Origin of the sequence: Bradyrhizobium sp. 199 (assembly GCF_023073355.1) — a bacterium.
Classification (GTDB): domain Bacteria; phylum Pseudomonadota; class Alphaproteobacteria; order Rhizobiales; family Xanthobacteraceae; genus Bradyrhizobium.
Map to the genome: position 1 here is coordinate 328400 of NZ_JADPJI010000006.1, position 14444 is coordinate 342843.

At 64.7% G+C, this 14444-nt stretch carries 17 protein-coding genes; 13 read left to right on the forward strand and 4 right to left on the reverse strand.

What is annotated here, in order from left to right; translation table 11 throughout:
- Positions 1-62 precede the first annotated feature (62 nt).
- The 8 genes from ctaD (at position 63) to IVB28_RS22000 (ending at position 6223) form a co-directional block, all read left to right on the forward strand.
- Entirely contained in the window at positions 63-1682 is a 1620-nt protein-coding gene (gene ctaD, locus IVB28_RS21965; RefSeq protein WP_247528983.1) for a cytochrome c oxidase subunit I, read from the forward strand.
- A gap of 61 nt (positions 1683-1743) precedes the next feature.
- On the forward strand, positions 1744-2688 hold the full coding sequence (locus IVB28_RS21970) for a heme o synthase (protein WP_247528984.1): 945 nt from the start codon (positions 1744-1746) through the stop codon (positions 2686-2688).
- Positions 2685-2861, forward strand: coding sequence for a hypothetical protein (locus IVB28_RS21975; RefSeq protein ID WP_063197888.1), 177 nt, complete (start codon positions 2685-2687; stop codon positions 2859-2861). The genes IVB28_RS21970 and IVB28_RS21975 overlap by 4 nt, the downstream gene beginning before the upstream one ends.
- A 5-nt stretch (positions 2862-2866) precedes the next feature.
- On the forward strand, positions 2867-3517 hold the full coding sequence (locus IVB28_RS21980; RefSeq protein WP_247528985.1) for a cytochrome c oxidase assembly protein: 651 nt from the start codon (positions 2867-2869) through the stop codon (positions 3515-3517).
- A gap of 75 nt (positions 3518-3592) precedes the next feature.
- The gene (locus tag IVB28_RS21985) at positions 3593-4489 is read left to right on the forward strand and encodes a cytochrome c oxidase subunit 3 (RefSeq protein WP_247528986.1); all 897 of its coding nucleotides are present in this window, start codon (positions 3593-3595) and stop codon (positions 4487-4489) included.
- Positions 4490-4586: 97 nt separating this feature from the next.
- On the forward strand, positions 4587-4988 hold the full coding sequence (locus IVB28_RS21990) for a DUF983 domain-containing protein (protein WP_247528987.1): 402 nt from the start codon (positions 4587-4589) through the stop codon (positions 4986-4988).
- The gene (locus IVB28_RS21995) at positions 4985-5737 is read left to right on the forward strand and encodes an SURF1 family cytochrome oxidase biogenesis protein (RefSeq protein ID WP_247528988.1); all 753 of its coding nucleotides are present in this window, start codon (positions 4985-4987) and stop codon (positions 5735-5737) included. Before IVB28_RS21990 ends, IVB28_RS21995 begins: the two co-directional genes overlap by 4 nt.
- Positions 5738-5854: 117 nt before the next feature.
- Entirely contained in the window at positions 5855-6223 is a 369-nt protein-coding gene (locus IVB28_RS22000) for a nuclear transport factor 2 family protein (protein WP_247528989.1), read from the forward strand.
- Positions 6224-6292: 69 nt separating this feature from the next.
- Here IVB28_RS22000 and IVB28_RS22005 read toward each other — a convergent pair whose 3' ends face one another.
- Positions 6293-7633, reverse strand: coding sequence for an ATP-binding protein (locus IVB28_RS22005; RefSeq protein ID WP_247528990.1), 1341 nt, complete (start codon positions 7631-7633; stop codon positions 6293-6295).
- 85 nt (positions 7634-7718) lie between these two features.
- Between IVB28_RS22005 and IVB28_RS22010 the strand changes: the two genes are divergently transcribed.
- The 5 genes from IVB28_RS22010 (at position 7719) to IVB28_RS22030 (ending at position 12898) form a co-directional block, all read left to right on the forward strand.
- Complete coding sequence (locus IVB28_RS22010; RefSeq protein ID WP_247528991.1) at positions 7719-8363, forward strand: response regulator transcription factor; 645 nt, start codon at positions 7719-7721, stop codon at positions 8361-8363.
- 414 nt (positions 8364-8777) lie between these two features.
- On the forward strand, positions 8778-10196 hold the full coding sequence (thrC, locus tag IVB28_RS22015; protein ID WP_247528992.1) for a threonine synthase: 1419 nt from the start codon (positions 8778-8780) through the stop codon (positions 10194-10196).
- Positions 10193-11482 carry a pitrilysin family protein gene (locus IVB28_RS22020; protein ID WP_247528993.1) on the forward strand — a complete coding sequence of 430 codons (1290 nt, stop codon included), beginning with the start codon at positions 10193-10195 and terminating at the stop codon, positions 11480-11482. The genes thrC and IVB28_RS22020 overlap by 4 nt, the downstream gene beginning before the upstream one ends.
- Before the next feature lie 40 nt (positions 11483-11522).
- A complete protein-coding gene (locus tag IVB28_RS22025; RefSeq protein WP_247528994.1) occupies positions 11523-12110 on the forward strand; it encodes a GNAT family protein in 588 nt (195 codons plus the stop codon).
- A gap of 134 nt (positions 12111-12244) precedes the next feature.
- Entirely contained in the window at positions 12245-12898 is a 654-nt protein-coding gene (locus IVB28_RS22030) for a hypothetical protein (protein ID WP_247528995.1), read from the forward strand.
- 142 nt (positions 12899-13040) lie between these two features.
- Here IVB28_RS22030 and IVB28_RS22035 read toward each other — a convergent pair whose 3' ends face one another.
- The 3 genes from IVB28_RS22035 to IVB28_RS22045 form a co-directional block, all read right to left on the reverse strand.
- On the reverse strand, positions 13041-13526 hold the full coding sequence (locus IVB28_RS22035; protein WP_247528996.1) for an ATP F0F1 synthase subunit B: 486 nt from the start codon (positions 13524-13526) through the stop codon (positions 13041-13043).
- A gap of 6 nt (positions 13527-13532) precedes the next feature.
- On the reverse strand, positions 13533-14099 hold the full coding sequence (locus IVB28_RS22040; protein WP_247528997.1) for a F0F1 ATP synthase subunit B': 567 nt from the start codon (positions 14097-14099) through the stop codon (positions 13533-13535).
- 66 nt (positions 14100-14165) lie between these two features.
- Entirely contained in the window at positions 14166-14396 is a 231-nt protein-coding gene (locus IVB28_RS22045; protein ID WP_007599451.1) for a F0F1 ATP synthase subunit C, read from the reverse strand.
- Positions 14397-14444: the final 48 nt, after the last annotated feature.

The following is a 14444-nucleotide window of genomic DNA, read 5'->3' on the forward strand; positions in this document are numbered from 1 at the left end:
TGAAAGCGACATAAAGGCCGGACCTTCCAGGGTCCGAACGGGACGCAAGGCAGGATTTGAAAATGGCAACGAGCGCAGCGGCACACGGCGATCACGCCCACGGACATGACGAGCATGCCCATCCGACCGGATGGCGCCGCTACGTCTATTCGACCAACCACAAGGACATCGGCACGATGTACCTGGTCTTCGCGGTCATCGCCGGCGTCATTGGCGCCGCGATGTCGATCGCGATCCGTGCCGAGCTGATGTATCCGGGCGTGCAGATCTTCCACGAGACGCACACCTATAACGTGTTCGTCACCTCTCACGGCCTGATCATGATCTTCTTCATGGTCATGCCGGCGATGATCGGCGGCTTCGGCAACTGGTTCGTGCCGCTGATGATCGGCGCGCCCGACATGGCGTTCCCGCGCATGAACAACGTCTCGTTCTGGCTGCTGCCGGCCTCGTTCGCTCTGCTGCTGATGTCGACCTTCGTCGAGGGCGAGCCGGGCGCCAACGGTGTCGGCGCCGGCTGGACCATGTACGTGCCGCTGTCGAGCTCCGGCCATCCGGGCCCCGCTGTCGACTTCGCGATTCTGTCGCTCCATCTGGCGGGCGCCTCCTCGATCCTCGGCGCCATCAACTTCATCACCACGATCTTCAACATGCGCGCGCCGGGCATGACCCTGCACAAGATGCCGCTGTTCGTGTGGTCGATCCTGGTGACGGTGTTCCTGCTGCTGCTCTCGCTGCCGGTGCTCGCCGGTGCGATCACCATGCTGCTCACCGACCGTAATTTCCACACGACGTTCTTCACCCCCGACGGCGGCGGCGATCCCGTGCTGTTCCAGCATTTGTTCTGGTTCTTCGGTCACCCCGAAGTGTACATCCTGATCCTGCCCGCCTTTGGCATGGTCAGCCAGATCGTCTCGACCTTCTCGCGCAAGCCCGTGTTCGGCTATCTCGGCATGGCCTACGCCATGGTCGCGATCGGCGGCATCGGCTTCGTGGTGTGGGCGCACCACATGTACACCGTCGGCATGTCCTCGGCGACGCAGGCCTATTTCGTCGCCGCGACGATGGTCATCGCGGTTCCGACCGGCGTGAAGATCTTCTCGTGGATCGCCACCATGTGGGGCGGCTCGATCGAGTTCCGGGCACCGATGATCTGGGCGGTGGGATTCATCTTCCTGTTCACCGTCGGCGGCGTCACCGGCGTCGTGCTGGCGAATGCCGGCGTCGACCGCGTTCTCCAGGAGACCTACTACGTCGTTGCCCACTTCCACTATGTGCTGTCGCTCGGCGCGGTGTTCGGGATTTTCGCCGGCTGGTACTATTGGTTCCCGAAGATGTCGGGCTACATGTACAATGAGTGGCTCGCGAAAGCGCACTTCTGGGTCACCTTTATCGGCGTCAACCTGGTGTTCTTCCCGCAGCACTTCCTCGGCCTGTCGGGCATGCCGCGCCGCTATGTCGATTACCCCGACGCGTTCGCGGGCTGGAACCTGATCTCGTCGGTCGGCTCCTACATCTCGGGCTTCGGCGTGCTGATCTTCCTCTACTGCGTGATTGAAGCCTTCGCGAAAAAGGTGCCGGCGGGCGACAACCCCTGGGGTGCGGGCGCGACCACGCTGGAATGGACGCTGCCCTCGCCGCCGCCGTTCCACCAGTTCGAAGTGTTGCCCCGCGTGCAGTAAGCAATCTCCCGCGGCGCCCATGACGGGCGCCGCGGCTCTATAACGAAGCGAGTTGAATTTAGTGTCCGTCCTCGACCACAACGCCCTCGACATCAGTCCCCGCATCTCCGAGGCGGAGGTCGGCGACTATATCGCGCTGTTGAAGCCGCGGGTGATGTCGCTGGTGATCTTCACCGCGCTGGTCGGGATGGCGATGGCGCCGGGACACTTCCACCCCGTGCTCGCGTTCACCTCGCTGCTCTGCATCGCCGTCGGCGCCGGCGCCTCCGGCGCGCTCAACATGGCGCTCGAAGGCGACATCGACTCCAAGATGTCGCGCACGCAGAACCGGCCGATTCCGCGCGGCCGCATCACCCGACCCGAGGCGATAGCGTTCGGCATGACGCTTTCCTTCTTCTCGGTGATGACGCTCGGCATCCTCGTCAACTGGATTGCGGGCGCGCTGCTCGCCTTCACCATCTTCTTCTACGTCGTGATCTACACGATGGGCCTGAAGCGCTGGACCGCGCAGAACATCGTGATCGGCGGCGCCGCCGGCGCGCTGCCGCCGGTGGTGGCCTGGGCCGCCGTGACGGGCACCGTCGACGTCGAGCCGCTGCTGCTGTTCGCCATCATCTTCTTCTGGACGCCGCCGCACTTCTGGGCGCTGGCGCTGTTCCGCTCCGACGATTATGCGCGCGCCGGCATTCCGATGCTGCCCAACGTCGCCGGTCCCGATGCGACGCGCCTGCAGATCCTGCTCTACACCATCGTGCTGATCGCGGTCGCCGCCGCGCCCTGGGCGCTCGGTTATTTCGACGCGGTCTACGGTATCGTCTCGCTGATCCTGGGGGCCGGCATGCTGGCGCTCGCGATCAACGTCTATGTACGCCGTGAGCGCAGCCAATCGCTGCGCGCGACCCGCAAGCTGTTTGCCTTCTCGATCCTCTATCTGTTCGTGCTGTTCGCCACCCTGCTGGCCGAGGTCGTGTTCCGGGCACTGGCTCCTATGGTTGGGGGCGCATGATCACAGCGATGGCCGACAAACCTGAGACAGACGGAATCGTCCTCACCGAGGCGCAGAAGAAGAGCCGTCGTCAGCGCTCCATTGCCATCGCTTTGGCACTGGGCGTGCTCGTGGTGCTGTTCTTCGCCGTCACCATGGTCAAGGGACCGGCCGTTCTCGTGCGGCCGATGTAGGAAACATGGATCACCGGTCGACCATATCGCGGGATCAGAGCCGGACGGCCAGCAAGGGGCGTTGGCCTTTAAAGGGCCTTGGCCGCGACGCGCTGGTCGCCTCGATCTGCGGCGGCGTGGTCGTGCTGATGGTCGGTGCCTCCTACGCGGCGGTACCGTTCTACAACTGGTTCTGCCGTGCCACCGGCTTCAACGGCACGACCCAGGTGGCGACCTCCGCGCCGGCCACCGGCCCGATCGCGCGGAAGATCTCGGTGCGCTTCGATTCCAACGTCGCGCCCGGCCTGCCCTGGAAGTTCGAGCCGGAGCAGAACGAGATCGAGGTCAATATCGGAGAGGTCACGACCGTCTTCTATACCGTGACCAACCAGGCCGCGCGCACCACGGCCGGGCAGGCCGCCTACAATGTCGCGCCGCTGACGGTCGGTTCGTATTTCCAGAAGATCAACTGCTTCTGCTTCACCGAGCAGACCATGGCGCCCGGCGAGAAGCGCGAGATGCCGGTCGTGTTCTACGTCGATCCGTCGATCGCCAGCGACCACGAGAACGACGGGCTGAACACGATCACGCTGTCCTACACCTTCTATCCGGTGAAGGATCCGGTGGTGAAGCCGCTGGCATCGGGCGAAGACGACAAGCGCAAGGGAAATCTCTGATCGTCGGGCTCGCGCTCGGAAGGGTCGGAAACGAGGGTGCCTGACAAGGCACCGGATTGAGGAGACAGACCGCAAATGGCAACGGCGCACACCAAGCATCACGACTATCACCTGGTCGATCCCTCTCCGTGGCCGGCCGTCGGTTCGCTCTCGGCCTTCATCATGGCGGTCGGCGCGATCTCCTGGATGCATCACATGTTCTCGGCCGCGCCGATCGTGTTCGGTGTCGGCACCGTGGGCGTGCTCTACACCATGGCGAGCTGGTGGGGCGACGTGATCAAGGAAGCCCAGTACAAGGGCGACCACACCCGCGTCGTGCAGCTGCATCACCGCTACGGCATGATCCTGTTCATCGCCTCCGAGGTGATGTTCTTCGTCGCCTGGTTCTGGGCCTATTTCAACGCTGCGCTGTTTCCGGCCGACGCCGTCCACGCCACCCGCGACGCCGTGTTCGGCTGCGGCCTCGGTACCGCGGCTGGCGCCTGCGCCGTGCCGGGTACCTGGCCGCCGCACGGCATCGAGACGTTCGATCCGTGGCATCTGCCGCTCCTCAACACGCTGATCCTGCTCACCTCGGGCACGACAGTGACCTGGGCGCACCACGCGCTGCTCGAGAACGACCGTCAGGGCCTGAAATACGGCCTGATCCTCACCGTCATGCTCGGCGCGCTCTTCACCTGCGTGCAGGCCTATGAGTACAGCCACGCGGCGTTCTCGTTCGGCGGTAACGTCTATGGCGCTACCTTCTTCATGGCGACCGGCTTCCACGGCTTCCATGTGCTGGTCGGCACCATTTTCCTGCTGGTGTGCCTGATCCGCGCCTACGCGGGCCACTTCACGCCGAAGCAGCATCTCGGCTTCGAGTTCGCGGCCTGGTACTGGCACTTCGTCGACGTGGTCTGGCTGTTCCTGTTCCTCTGCATCTACGTGTGGGGACACGGCGCCGAGACAATGGCCCACGGCGCGCACTGAGCCGCGACGATGAAATCAGGAAGGGCGGCCGCAGGGCCGCCCTTTCGATTTTGGGCCGCCGGAAGCTTCGGCGAAAACTGTGATAGAGTCCGCCATCATGACCGACACCGCCGGCAAGCCCGAGCCTGAAACCACCGTCCTGCAAAGCGCGCTCCGCGGACTTGCCTGCCGATGCCCGCGTTGCGGCCAGGGCAAGCTCTACGCGGGCTTCCTGACGCTCGCGCCCGCCTGCGACCGCTGCGGTCTCGACTACGCCTTCATCGATGCCGGCGACGGTCCGGCGATCTTCATCATCATGCTGGCCGGTGGGATCGTCGTTGCGGCCGCACTCATCGTCGAGGTGAAATACCAGCCGCCGTACTGGCTGCATGCGGTGCTATGGTTGCCGCTGATCCTGGCCACCACGCTCTTGCCGCTGCGTGCGATGAAGTCGCTGCTGATCGCGCTGCAATTCCACCACAAGGCGGCGCCGGGCCGGTTGGTCGACCGCGCGAAATGAACGAGCCTGCGCGCAAGCCCCGCGTGGCCGGCTTCGCGCTGTTCACGCTGTTCCTGACGGCCGTCTTCGTCGCGCTCGGCGTTTGGCAATTGCAGCGGCGAACGGCCAAGCACGAACTGATCGCGGCGCTCACCGAGCGTCTGGCCGAGGCGCCCATCGCGCTGCCGCCGCCGGCGCAATGGGCTGCACTCAATCCCGCGCGCGATGAATTCCGACGCGTCAGCTTCACCGCGACCTACGCAGCCCTGCCCGATGCGATGGTCTATTCCTCCGGCTCGGCAGTGCGCAAGGACGCCTCCGGCCCGGGCACCTGGGCGTTCCTGCCGGCGCGGCTTGCCAGCGGTGAGACGGTCGTGATCGATGCGGGCTTCGTCGAGAACACCATGCAGGACCGCAGCGTCGAGGATCGCGCGGTGAAGAAGCTCGTCACCGGGCAGCCGGTCGCGCTCACCGGTTATCTGCGCTTTCCCGAGCCGCCCGGCTGGCTGACCCCGGCGGAGAACCGCGGCAAGCGGCTCTGGTTCGTGCGCGATCATCTGGCAATCGCAGGCGCGCTCGGCTGGGGCGCGGTTGCGCCGTTCTATGTCGACCTCGAGCAGCCAGCGCCCGAAAACGGCATTCCACGCCCGGGGCCGCTCGACGTGCACCTGAAGGACGATCACCTGCAATATGCCATCACCTGGTTCACGCTGGCGGGCGCCCTGCTGATCGCCTTCGCCGTGTGGGCAAAAGGCCGGCGGCAGAGCTGAGCTCCTCCAGGGTCCCCGAGGGGAACCCGGTATCGCCCGGGGTTTATTATTCAGCGCACATTCACGAGTGTGGTCCTAAGCCGCTGGTGGTTTTCCCGCGGTAGACAGGATTGCGGCGTGAGCGATTTCGATCAGATGGGGATTGTCGTCGACTGGGTGGACGCCTGCCGGAAGGGTGACCTTGCGACGTTGCTCGACCTCTATGCGGACGATGCCCAGGTCGAATGCACCTGTAACGGCGCGCAGTGCTATCGCGGCCGGAGCGAGCTCAAGGCCTATTGGCAGCCGCGGCTCAACACCTTCTCCCTGGCGGGTTTCGGGCTGGAGGAGATCGGCCCAGTGCCCCATGGCGTCGATCTCGAATATTCCGTCGCCGGCGCGCTGCGCATTCGCGCGTCGTTTCGCTTCAGCCCGGAAGGCAAGATCCGCAGCACACTTTGCGAGCCGGCGCGACAGAACGCGCATGATGGTTGCTGTGCCTGCTAAAGCATGATCCGGAAAAGTGCGAAGCGGTTTTCCGAAAAGATTATGCTCGAACAACGATCCCGAGCGCGATCAGCCGCCGACCGGCACCTCGCGCGCCGGTTGGGCCGGAAGGCGACAGCGGACATAGGTTCGCTCATCCACGCGCAGCAGTGACAGCGATCCGCTGAGCGCGCGGACGCGCTCATGCATGCCGGTCAGGCCACGGCCGAACATATTGTCGGCGGGAAAGCCGCCGCCGTCGTCGGAAATCTCGATCACGAGCGCCTCGCCGCTGACGGTCGCCTGGACATGGGCGCTGCTGGCATGGGCGTGGCGCAGCACGTTTGTCAGTGCCTCCTGGATGACCCGATAGATGGTCCGAGCCATCGGCCCGTCGATCACGTCGAGATCCGGATCGATCGTATCCGTCAGGACAATATGCGGTGCCTGCTTGCGAAAGTTCCGGAGCAGCGTCTGCACGCTGGTCGCAAGGCCCAGCTCCTCGATGTAGAGCGGCCGCAGCCGATCCAGGATGCGGCGGTTGGTCTGCTGGAGCGCCTCGACCGATTGCAGCACCTGCTCGGCCGAATTGCCGAGATGTCCCACCGGCGGCGAAGCGTCGATCAGCGCGATCGTACCGGCGCGGATGCTGAACAGCAGCGGTCCGAGTTCGTCATGCAATTCGCGGGCGAGATCGCGCCGCTCGTCGTCCTGGAGCGATACCAGGCGGTGCAACAGGTCGCGATTGTCCTGGCTCAATTGTGCGAGCGTTGCGGCCAGAGCATTCGCTTCCTCGCAGCTTTGCCGGATCTCAGGCGGCCCTCCGACGGGGATTGGCGTCGCGTAGTCGCCGCGCCGCATCCGCGTAAGCCCTTGCCCGAGATTCTGCAGCGGGCGTAGGGCCGATCCCGCAAACAGATACGCAATGGTACCGGTGAGCACCATCAGCATGGTGACCAAACTGGCCAGCGCAAGGAAGCCGATCCACTTCTCGAACAGGTCGGCCGAGAGGTCCGGCAGGAACACGAGATCGCCGACGTGCTTGCCATCGATGACGACGGGAGAGGCAGCATCCATGTCCGGTATGGTCAGGAGGTTGATGAACCAGCGTGGCACCAGCTTAAGGTTGCGCGGGTCGTCGATTGGAGTGGGAGAAGGACCCTCTTCGACGCGACGGAATTGGATATCGGAGGAGGTATCCAGCGACTGGACGAAGGCGTCCAGCGTCTTCTGCGGATTGTCCGAGGCGCTCAGTGTGTTGTTGAGCGCGGCTGAGATGATCCTGGTCGAACGTCGAGCCGGCTCGTTCTCGTCGGCCAGCTGACCGGTCGCAAATACCTGCAGCAATATGCCGCCCAGGATCAGGGCCGCCAGGAAGCTCGCCCCGAGCGGAAGAAACAGTTGGGTTCTGAACGAGAGTCGTTGCCACATTAGGTCAATTCTAACGCGCATCGGCGGGATTTGCTCTTTCCATTTGTTCCCGCCGGTTTATGAGTCAAAGAAAGCGAGTGCGCGAATGCAAGATACCGCCAAGCCGGGGACCCGGGTCCTGATCGTCGACGACCATCCCGTGGTGCTGTCCGGTTGCCGCACCCTGTTCGCTTCGGACCATTCAATCCGTATCGACGAGGCGACGGACGCCAAATCCGGGCATCGCGCCTATGTCAGCAAGCGGCCCGACGTCACCGTGATCGACATCAGCCTGCCCGATGTCTCCGGCTTCGAGCTGATGCGGCGCATCCGCAAGGACGATCCCGAGGCCAAGATCATCATGTTCAGCATGAACGACGATCCGGCTTTCGTGGTGCGGGCAGTCGAGCTCGGGGCGCAGGGCTATGTCTCCAAAGGCGACGATCCCAGAATCCTGCTGAAAGCGGTGCGCAAGGTGGTCGCAGGCGACAATTTCATCTCACCGCAGCTCGCGGAAGCTGTGACGTTCTCAGGCGCGGCGATCAAGGCCAACCCGGCTTCGCAGATGACGCCGCGGGAGCTCGAAATTCTCCGCCTGCTCGGACGCGGTGACAAGATCGTCGAGGTCGCGGAGGCGCTCGGCATCTCCTACAAGACGGTCGCCAACACCACGTCTCTGCTCAAGCAGAAGTTAGGGGCCAAGAACCATTCCGACCTGATCAGGATCGCGGTGGAAATCGGGATGGATTGACGCCGCCGGCACCGCACGGATCGGGACAAAACGGCAATCGGCGGAGCGGATCCGCGAGAACGAGCCCAAAAGAGCACGGGCTCTTCGGGAAAAACAGGAACATTGTCTTGCTTCTGTTGTTTTCGCCCTTGACGATTTCGTGACGGGCGACGAAAGCTTTGGCTGACAAAGTTCAACGGGCGGCGGCCCGAAAGAGGCAAACCGGTCTGCACACATCAACGACAGACCTTCCAAGAGAGGGCTGCGGCGCCACCGCAGCCCTTTTTTGCTGGGCAGATGTGCAGGAGGGAAGCGGTTTCCCGATGCCACAAAACACTTTATGGTGGCCCAAAGCCTCTGGCTGTTAATAAGTAATTTCGTGAAATCAAAGGCTTACGGATCGCGCTTCGGCTCGGCCTGCCTTTGGAGGGCAGTTTGACTCGTTATATCTCGACCCGGGGCGAGGCCCCCGAACTCGGCTTCTGCGACGTGATGCTGACCGGGCTCGCCCGGGACGGCGGCCTGTATGTGCCGACCACCTGGCCGCAGCTCTCCGCCGAGACCATCGCCGGCTTCTTCGGCCGTCCCTATTGGGAGGTCGCGGTCGAGGTGATTCGTCCCTTCGCGGGCGGTGAGATCACCGACGCCGAACTCGGCCGCATGGCAAACGAAGCCTATGCGACCTTCCGCCATCCGGCGGTGGTGCCGCTGCGCCAGATCTCGCCGAACCAGTTCGTGCTGGAGCTGTTCCACGGCCCGACGCTCGCCTTCAAGGACGTGGCAATGCAGCTGATCTCGCGGCTGATGGACCACGTGCTCGCCAAGCGCGGCCAGCGCACCACCATCGTGGTCGCGACGTCAGGCGATACCGGCGGCGCCGCGGTCGAGGCCTTCGCCGGCCTCGCGAACGTGGACCTCATCGTGCTGTTCCCGCACGGCCGCATCTCGGAGGTGCAGCGGCGGATGATGACTTCGACGGGCGCGGCCAATGTCCATGCGCTCGCGGTCGAGGGCAATTTCGACGACTGCCAGGCGCTCGTGAAGGGAATGTTCAACAACCATCGCTTCCGCGATGCGACCTCGCTGTCCGGCGTCAATTCCATCAATTGGGCGCGCATCGTCGCCCAGGTCGTCTACTATTTCACCTCTGCCGTTGCCGTCGGCGCACCGGCGCGCGCGGTGGACTTCGTCGTGCCGACCGGCAATTTCGGCGACATCTTTGCCGGCTATGTGGCCAAGCGCATGGGTCTTCCGGTGCGGACCCTGCGCATCGCCGCCAACGTCAACGACATCCTGGCGCGCACGCTGAAGACGGGGATCTATGAGGTACGCGAGGTGCACGCGACCGCGTCGCCGTCGATGGACATCCAGATCTCCTCGAATTTCGAGCGGCTGCTGTTCGAGGCCGGCCGGCGCGATGCGGCGGGCGTGCGCCGTCTGATGGATTCGCTGAAGCAGTCAGGACGTTTCGTGCTGCCCGATGCGACGCTGGCCGCAATCCGCGAGGAGTTCGACGCCGGGCGCGCCGACGAGACCGAGACCGCGGCTGCGATCCGTGCCGGCTGGCGCGAGGCAGGCGAACTGGTCGATCCCCATACCGCGGTAGCGCTTGCTGTCGCCGACCGCGACACCACCGACACCAGGGTGCCGAGCATCGTGCTCTCGACCGCCCATCCGGCCAAATTCCCCGACGCAGTCGAGGCGGCCTGCGGCCAGCGGCCGCAATTGCCGGCCTGGCTCGACGGATTGATGACCAAATCCGAACACATGAAGGTGGTGAAGAACGACCTGGCCGAGATCGAGCGGTTCGTGCTGTCGGTCAGCCGCGCCGCAAAGCAGGGAGTTGCCGGATGAGTGTCGAGATTTCCAAGCTTGCCTCCGGCCTGACCGTCGTCACCGACAAGATGCCTCACCTCGAGACTGCGGCGCTCGGCGTCTGGGCCGGCGTCGGTGGGCGCGACGAGAAGCCGAACGAGCATGGCATTTCGCATCTGCTCGAGCACATGGCGTTCAAGGGCACGACCAAGCGCTCCTCGCGCGAGATCGTCGAGGAGATCGAAGCGGTGGGCGGCGACCTCAACGCCGGCACCTCGACCGAGACCACGTCTTATTATGCGCGGGTGCTGAAGGCCGACGTGCCGCTGGCGCTCGACGTGCTCGCCGACATCCTCGCCAATCCCGCCTTCGAGCCCGACGAGCTGGAGCGCGAGAAGAACGTCATCGTGCAGGAGATCGGTGCCGCGCAGGATACGCCGGACGACGTCGTCTTCGAGCATCTCAACGAGCTCTGCTATCCCGACCAGCCGATGGGCCGCTCGCTGCTCGGCACGGCGAAGACGCTACGCGCCTTCAACCGCGACATGCTGCGCGACTATCTCTCGACGCATTATCGCGGGCCCGACATGGTCGTGGCTGCGGCTGGCGCGGTCGATCATAAGCAGGTGGTCGCCGAGGCCGAGAAGCGCTTTGCGAGTTTCGAGGGGACGCCCGGCCCGAAGCCGCAAACCGCGCAGTTCGGCAAGGGCGGCGCGAAGGTGGTGCATCGCGAGCTCGAGCAAGCGCATCTGACGCTGGCGCTGGAAGGCGTGCCGCAGAGCGATCTGTCGCTGTTCTCGCTTCAGGTCTTCACCAACATCCTCGGCGGCGGAATGTCGTCGCGGCTGTTCCAGGAGGTGCGCGAGAAGCGCGGCCTCTGCTACTCGATCTACACGTTCCACGCGCCCTATACCGACACCGGCTTCTTCGGGCTCTACACCGGCACCGATCCGGCCGATGCGCCGGAGATGATGGAGGTCGTGGTCGACATCATGAATGATTCGGTGGAGACCCTGACCGAGGCCGAGATCGCGCGGGCCAAGGCACAGATGAAGGCGGGTCTGCTGATGGCGCTGGAAAGCTGCTCGTCCCGCGCCGAGCAGCTCGCCCGTCATGTGCTGGCCTATGGGCGGCCGCAGACCGTCGAGGAACTGGTTGGCCGGATCGATGCCGTCAGCGTCGAATCGACCCGGGACGCGGCGCGTGCGCTGCTTTCGCGGAGCCGCCCTGCGGTTGTCGCATTGGGCAGTGGCAGGGGTCTGGACACGGCGGTGTCTTTTGCGGAAGGATTGACCCGGGCACGCGCCAAGGCGCGGTTGCATTAGGAGCCGCGCGCAGGCTGATCTGCCCCCGGGAAGCATCACCATGGCCCTGTTTCGCCTGCCGTCCAGTGGACCCGCCGCCCTCGCGCCGCGCGGCAACGGGCTGTTGTTGCGCGCGCCGCAGATGTCCGATTTCCTGCAATGGGCGCATCTGCGTGAGTCCAGCCGCGACTACCTGACGCCCTGGGAGCCGATCTGGCCGTCGGACGATCTCACCCGCTCCGGTTTCCGCCGCCGTCTGCGCCGCTATTCCGAGGACATCGCCGCGGACCGTTCCTATCCCTTTCTGGTCTTCCGCGAGCTCGACGGCGCCATGGTCGGCGGCATCACGCTGGCCAATGTGCGGCGCGGTATCGTGCAGGCCGGCACCATCGGCTATTGGGTCGGGCAATCCCATGCCCATCGCGGCTACATGACGGCTGCGCTGCGGGTCCTCCTGCCGACGCTGTTCGGCGAGCTCAACCTGCACCGCGTCGAGGCGGCCTGCATCCCGACCAATGCGCCGTCGATCCGGGTGTTGGAGAAATGCGGCTTCTCCCGCGAGGGGCTGGCGCGCCGCTATCTCTGCATCAACGGAATCTGGCAGGACCATTTGCTGTTCGGCCTCTTGCACGAGGATTTCCGCGGCTGAGCCCCATTCGTTCATGTGACCAAAGTCTCTTTGGTCCCGCTTCGTTTGCTGCCTTGGGTTCGCCGATTTTGACGATATAACCCGCGGGCCTGCCGGCGATCGGCCGGGAATTTTGTCATGGAGTACGGGCTTTGATGGGGAAGCAGCTTCGGTCATCGTGGAATGTGCTGCGGCGGATGCCGGTGATCGCGGTGGCATTGTCGGTCTCGTTCGCAGCGGTTTCGCCGGCCGCGGCGCAGTCATTCACCGACCGCTTCAAGAGCCTGTTCGGCGGCAAGTCCGACGCGCCGGCCGAGCCCAAGCCGGCGCCTGCGCCCGGTCAGCCGGCCGAAGACGACCTCGATTGCCCGCAGGTGACGGTGCGCGCGGGAGCTTCGACCTACGCGGTTGGGGCGAGCGGCAAGCCGGCCGTTGGCAATGAAATCCGCTTCCAGGCTTCGATCACCAAGATGGCGCGCGAATGTTCGCGCAGCAGCGCTGGCATCACGGCGCGGATCGGCATCCAGGGCCGCGTCATCGCCGGCCCGGCCGGTGCGCCCGCCTCCGTCGAGGTGCCCCTGCGCATCGCCGTCGTGCAGGGCGGCGTTGGCGAGAAGGTGATTGCCTCGAAGGCCTACCGGACCATGGTCGATATGACCGAGGGCGGCAGTGTGCCCTTCACCTTCGTCGTGGAGGATATGTCCTATCCGGTGCCGTCAGCTGCGACCGCCGATTCCTACATCTTCTATGTCGGCTTCGATCCGCAGGCGCTCTCGCCCGAGCCGAAGGGACGAGGGAAGAAGAAGTAGCAGGCTCGCGCCCCGGACGCGGCGCAGCGCATAGCGGCGCGTCATTTCATGCCGCGCCGCGTCCGGGACACGAGAGTCTTCCAGGCCAACAAAAAAGCCGGCGCTCATCGCGCCGGCCTTTGATTGGTGAAGGCGAAACCGCTCAGTTCAGCTTCTGCCTGACTTCGGTGATGCCCTTGGCGAGCAGATCGTCGGCGACCGGGCCCTTGACCGACTGCGACAGGATCGTGGAGGCGGCCTGGACGGCGGCTTCCGCGGCTGCGGCGCGGACATCGGCCAGCGCCTGGGCCTCGGCGAGCGCGATCTTGCTCTCCGCGGTCTTGGTCCGGCGGGCGACGAAGTCTTCCATCTTCGCCTTGGCGTCGGCGGCGATGCGCTCGGCTTCGGCCTTGGCATTGGCGATGATGTCGGCAGCTTCGCGCTCGGCAGTGGCACTGCGCGCCTTGTAGTCGGCGAGCACCTTGGCCGCTTCCTGCTTGAGGCGCGTTGCGTCGTCGAGCTCCGCCTTGATGCGGGCGGCGCGGTGATCGAGCGCGGTCATCGCCGACTTGAAGACCCCGAGATAGCCGAACACGACCATCAGGATCACGAAGGCGATGGCGACCCAGGTTTCAGGATCGAAGAACATCTCGAACTAACCCTTCAAGGATGCGTCGACGGCAGCACCGACCGACGCAGCATCCGGAACGATGCCGGTGAGCTGCTGCACGATCTGGCCTGCCGCATCGGCCGCGATGCCGCGGACGTTGCTCATGGCGGTGGTGCGGGTCGAGGCGATGGTCTTTTCCGCCCCGGCGAGCTTGGCCGCCAATTGCTCTTCCAGCGTCTTGCGTTCGGCTTCCGCCTGCGCATTCGCCTTGTCGCGGGATTCATTGCCGATCGCCTGTGCACGCGTGCGCGCCGAAGCGAGCTCGGTTTCATAGGCCTTCAGCGCAGCTTCGGACTGGTCCTTCAGCTTCTGCGCCTCGGCGAGGTCTCCCTCGATCTTGTTCTGACGTGCTTCGATCGCACCGCCGACCTTCGGCAGCGCGAGCTTGGACACGATCACGTAAAGCAGGACGAAGAAGATCGCGAGCGACACCAGCTGTGAAGCGTAGTTGCTGCTCTCGAACGGCGGAAACCCGCCACCGTGGTGACCACCGTCAGCCTCGGTGTGAGCGCCCGCCGCCGGACCTTTTGCGCCGCCATGACTTTCAGCCACGGAGTTCTCCTGTTGCTGTCACACGCGCCGCCCCATCGGGATGGAACGGCGCGAAAAACGTCGTCCTCAGAGCGGAACGAACAGCAGCAGCAGCGCGATCAGCAGCGAGAAAATGCCGAGCGCTTCGGTCACGGCGAAGCCGAAGATCAAATTGCCGAACTGGCCCTGAGCTGCCGAGGGGTTGCGAACGGCTGCGGCGAGGTAGTTGCCGAAGATCACGCCGACGCCGACGCCCGCGCCGCCCATGCCGATGCATGCGATGCCCGCGCCGATAAGTTTTGCTGCTGCCGGATCCATTTTAGACTCCTTGGAGGAAAGATTGGGTTGTGGGTGGAAATTCCCCGG

What these genes read in the sequence shown, in the direction of transcription:
- ctaD (WP_247528983.1), top strand. Translation starts at nt 63, where the DNA reads ATGGCAACGAGCGCAGCGGCACACGGCGATCACGCCCACGGACATGAC.
- IVB28_RS21975 (WP_063197888.1), top strand. Translation starts at nt 2,685, where the DNA reads ATGATCACAGCGATGGCCGACAAACCTGAGACAGACGGAATCGTCCTC.
- IVB28_RS21980 (WP_247528985.1), top strand. Translation starts at nt 2,867, where the DNA reads ATGGATCACCGGTCGACCATATCGCGGGATCAGAGCCGGACGGCCAGC.
- IVB28_RS21985 (WP_247528986.1), top strand. Translation starts at nt 3,593, where the DNA reads ATGGCAACGGCGCACACCAAGCATCACGACTATCACCTGGTCGATCCC.
- IVB28_RS21990 (WP_247528987.1), top strand. Translation starts at nt 4,587, where the DNA reads ATGACCGACACCGCCGGCAAGCCCGAGCCTGAAACCACCGTCCTGCAA.
- IVB28_RS21995 (WP_247528988.1), top strand. Translation starts at nt 4,985, where the DNA reads ATGAACGAGCCTGCGCGCAAGCCCCGCGTGGCCGGCTTCGCGCTGTTC.
- IVB28_RS22005 (WP_247528990.1), bottom strand. Translation starts at nt 7,633, where the DNA reads ATGTGGCAACGACTCTCGTTCAGAACCCAACTGTTTCTTCCGCTCGGG.
- IVB28_RS22010 (WP_247528991.1), top strand. Translation starts at nt 7,719, where the DNA reads ATGCAAGATACCGCCAAGCCGGGGACCCGGGTCCTGATCGTCGACGAC.
- IVB28_RS22020 (WP_247528993.1), top strand. Translation starts at nt 10,193, where the DNA reads ATGAGTGTCGAGATTTCCAAGCTTGCCTCCGGCCTGACCGTCGTCACC.
- IVB28_RS22025 (WP_247528994.1), top strand. Translation starts at nt 11,523, where the DNA reads ATGGCCCTGTTTCGCCTGCCGTCCAGTGGACCCGCCGCCCTCGCGCCG.
- IVB28_RS22030 (WP_247528995.1), top strand. Translation starts at nt 12,245, where the DNA reads ATGGGGAAGCAGCTTCGGTCATCGTGGAATGTGCTGCGGCGGATGCCG.
- IVB28_RS22035 (WP_247528996.1), bottom strand. Translation starts at nt 13,526, where the DNA reads ATGTTCTTCGATCCTGAAACCTGGGTCGCCATCGCCTTCGTGATCCTG.
- IVB28_RS22045 (WP_007599451.1), bottom strand. Translation starts at nt 14,396, where the DNA reads ATGGATCCGGCAGCAGCAAAACTTATCGGCGCGGGCATCGCATGCATC.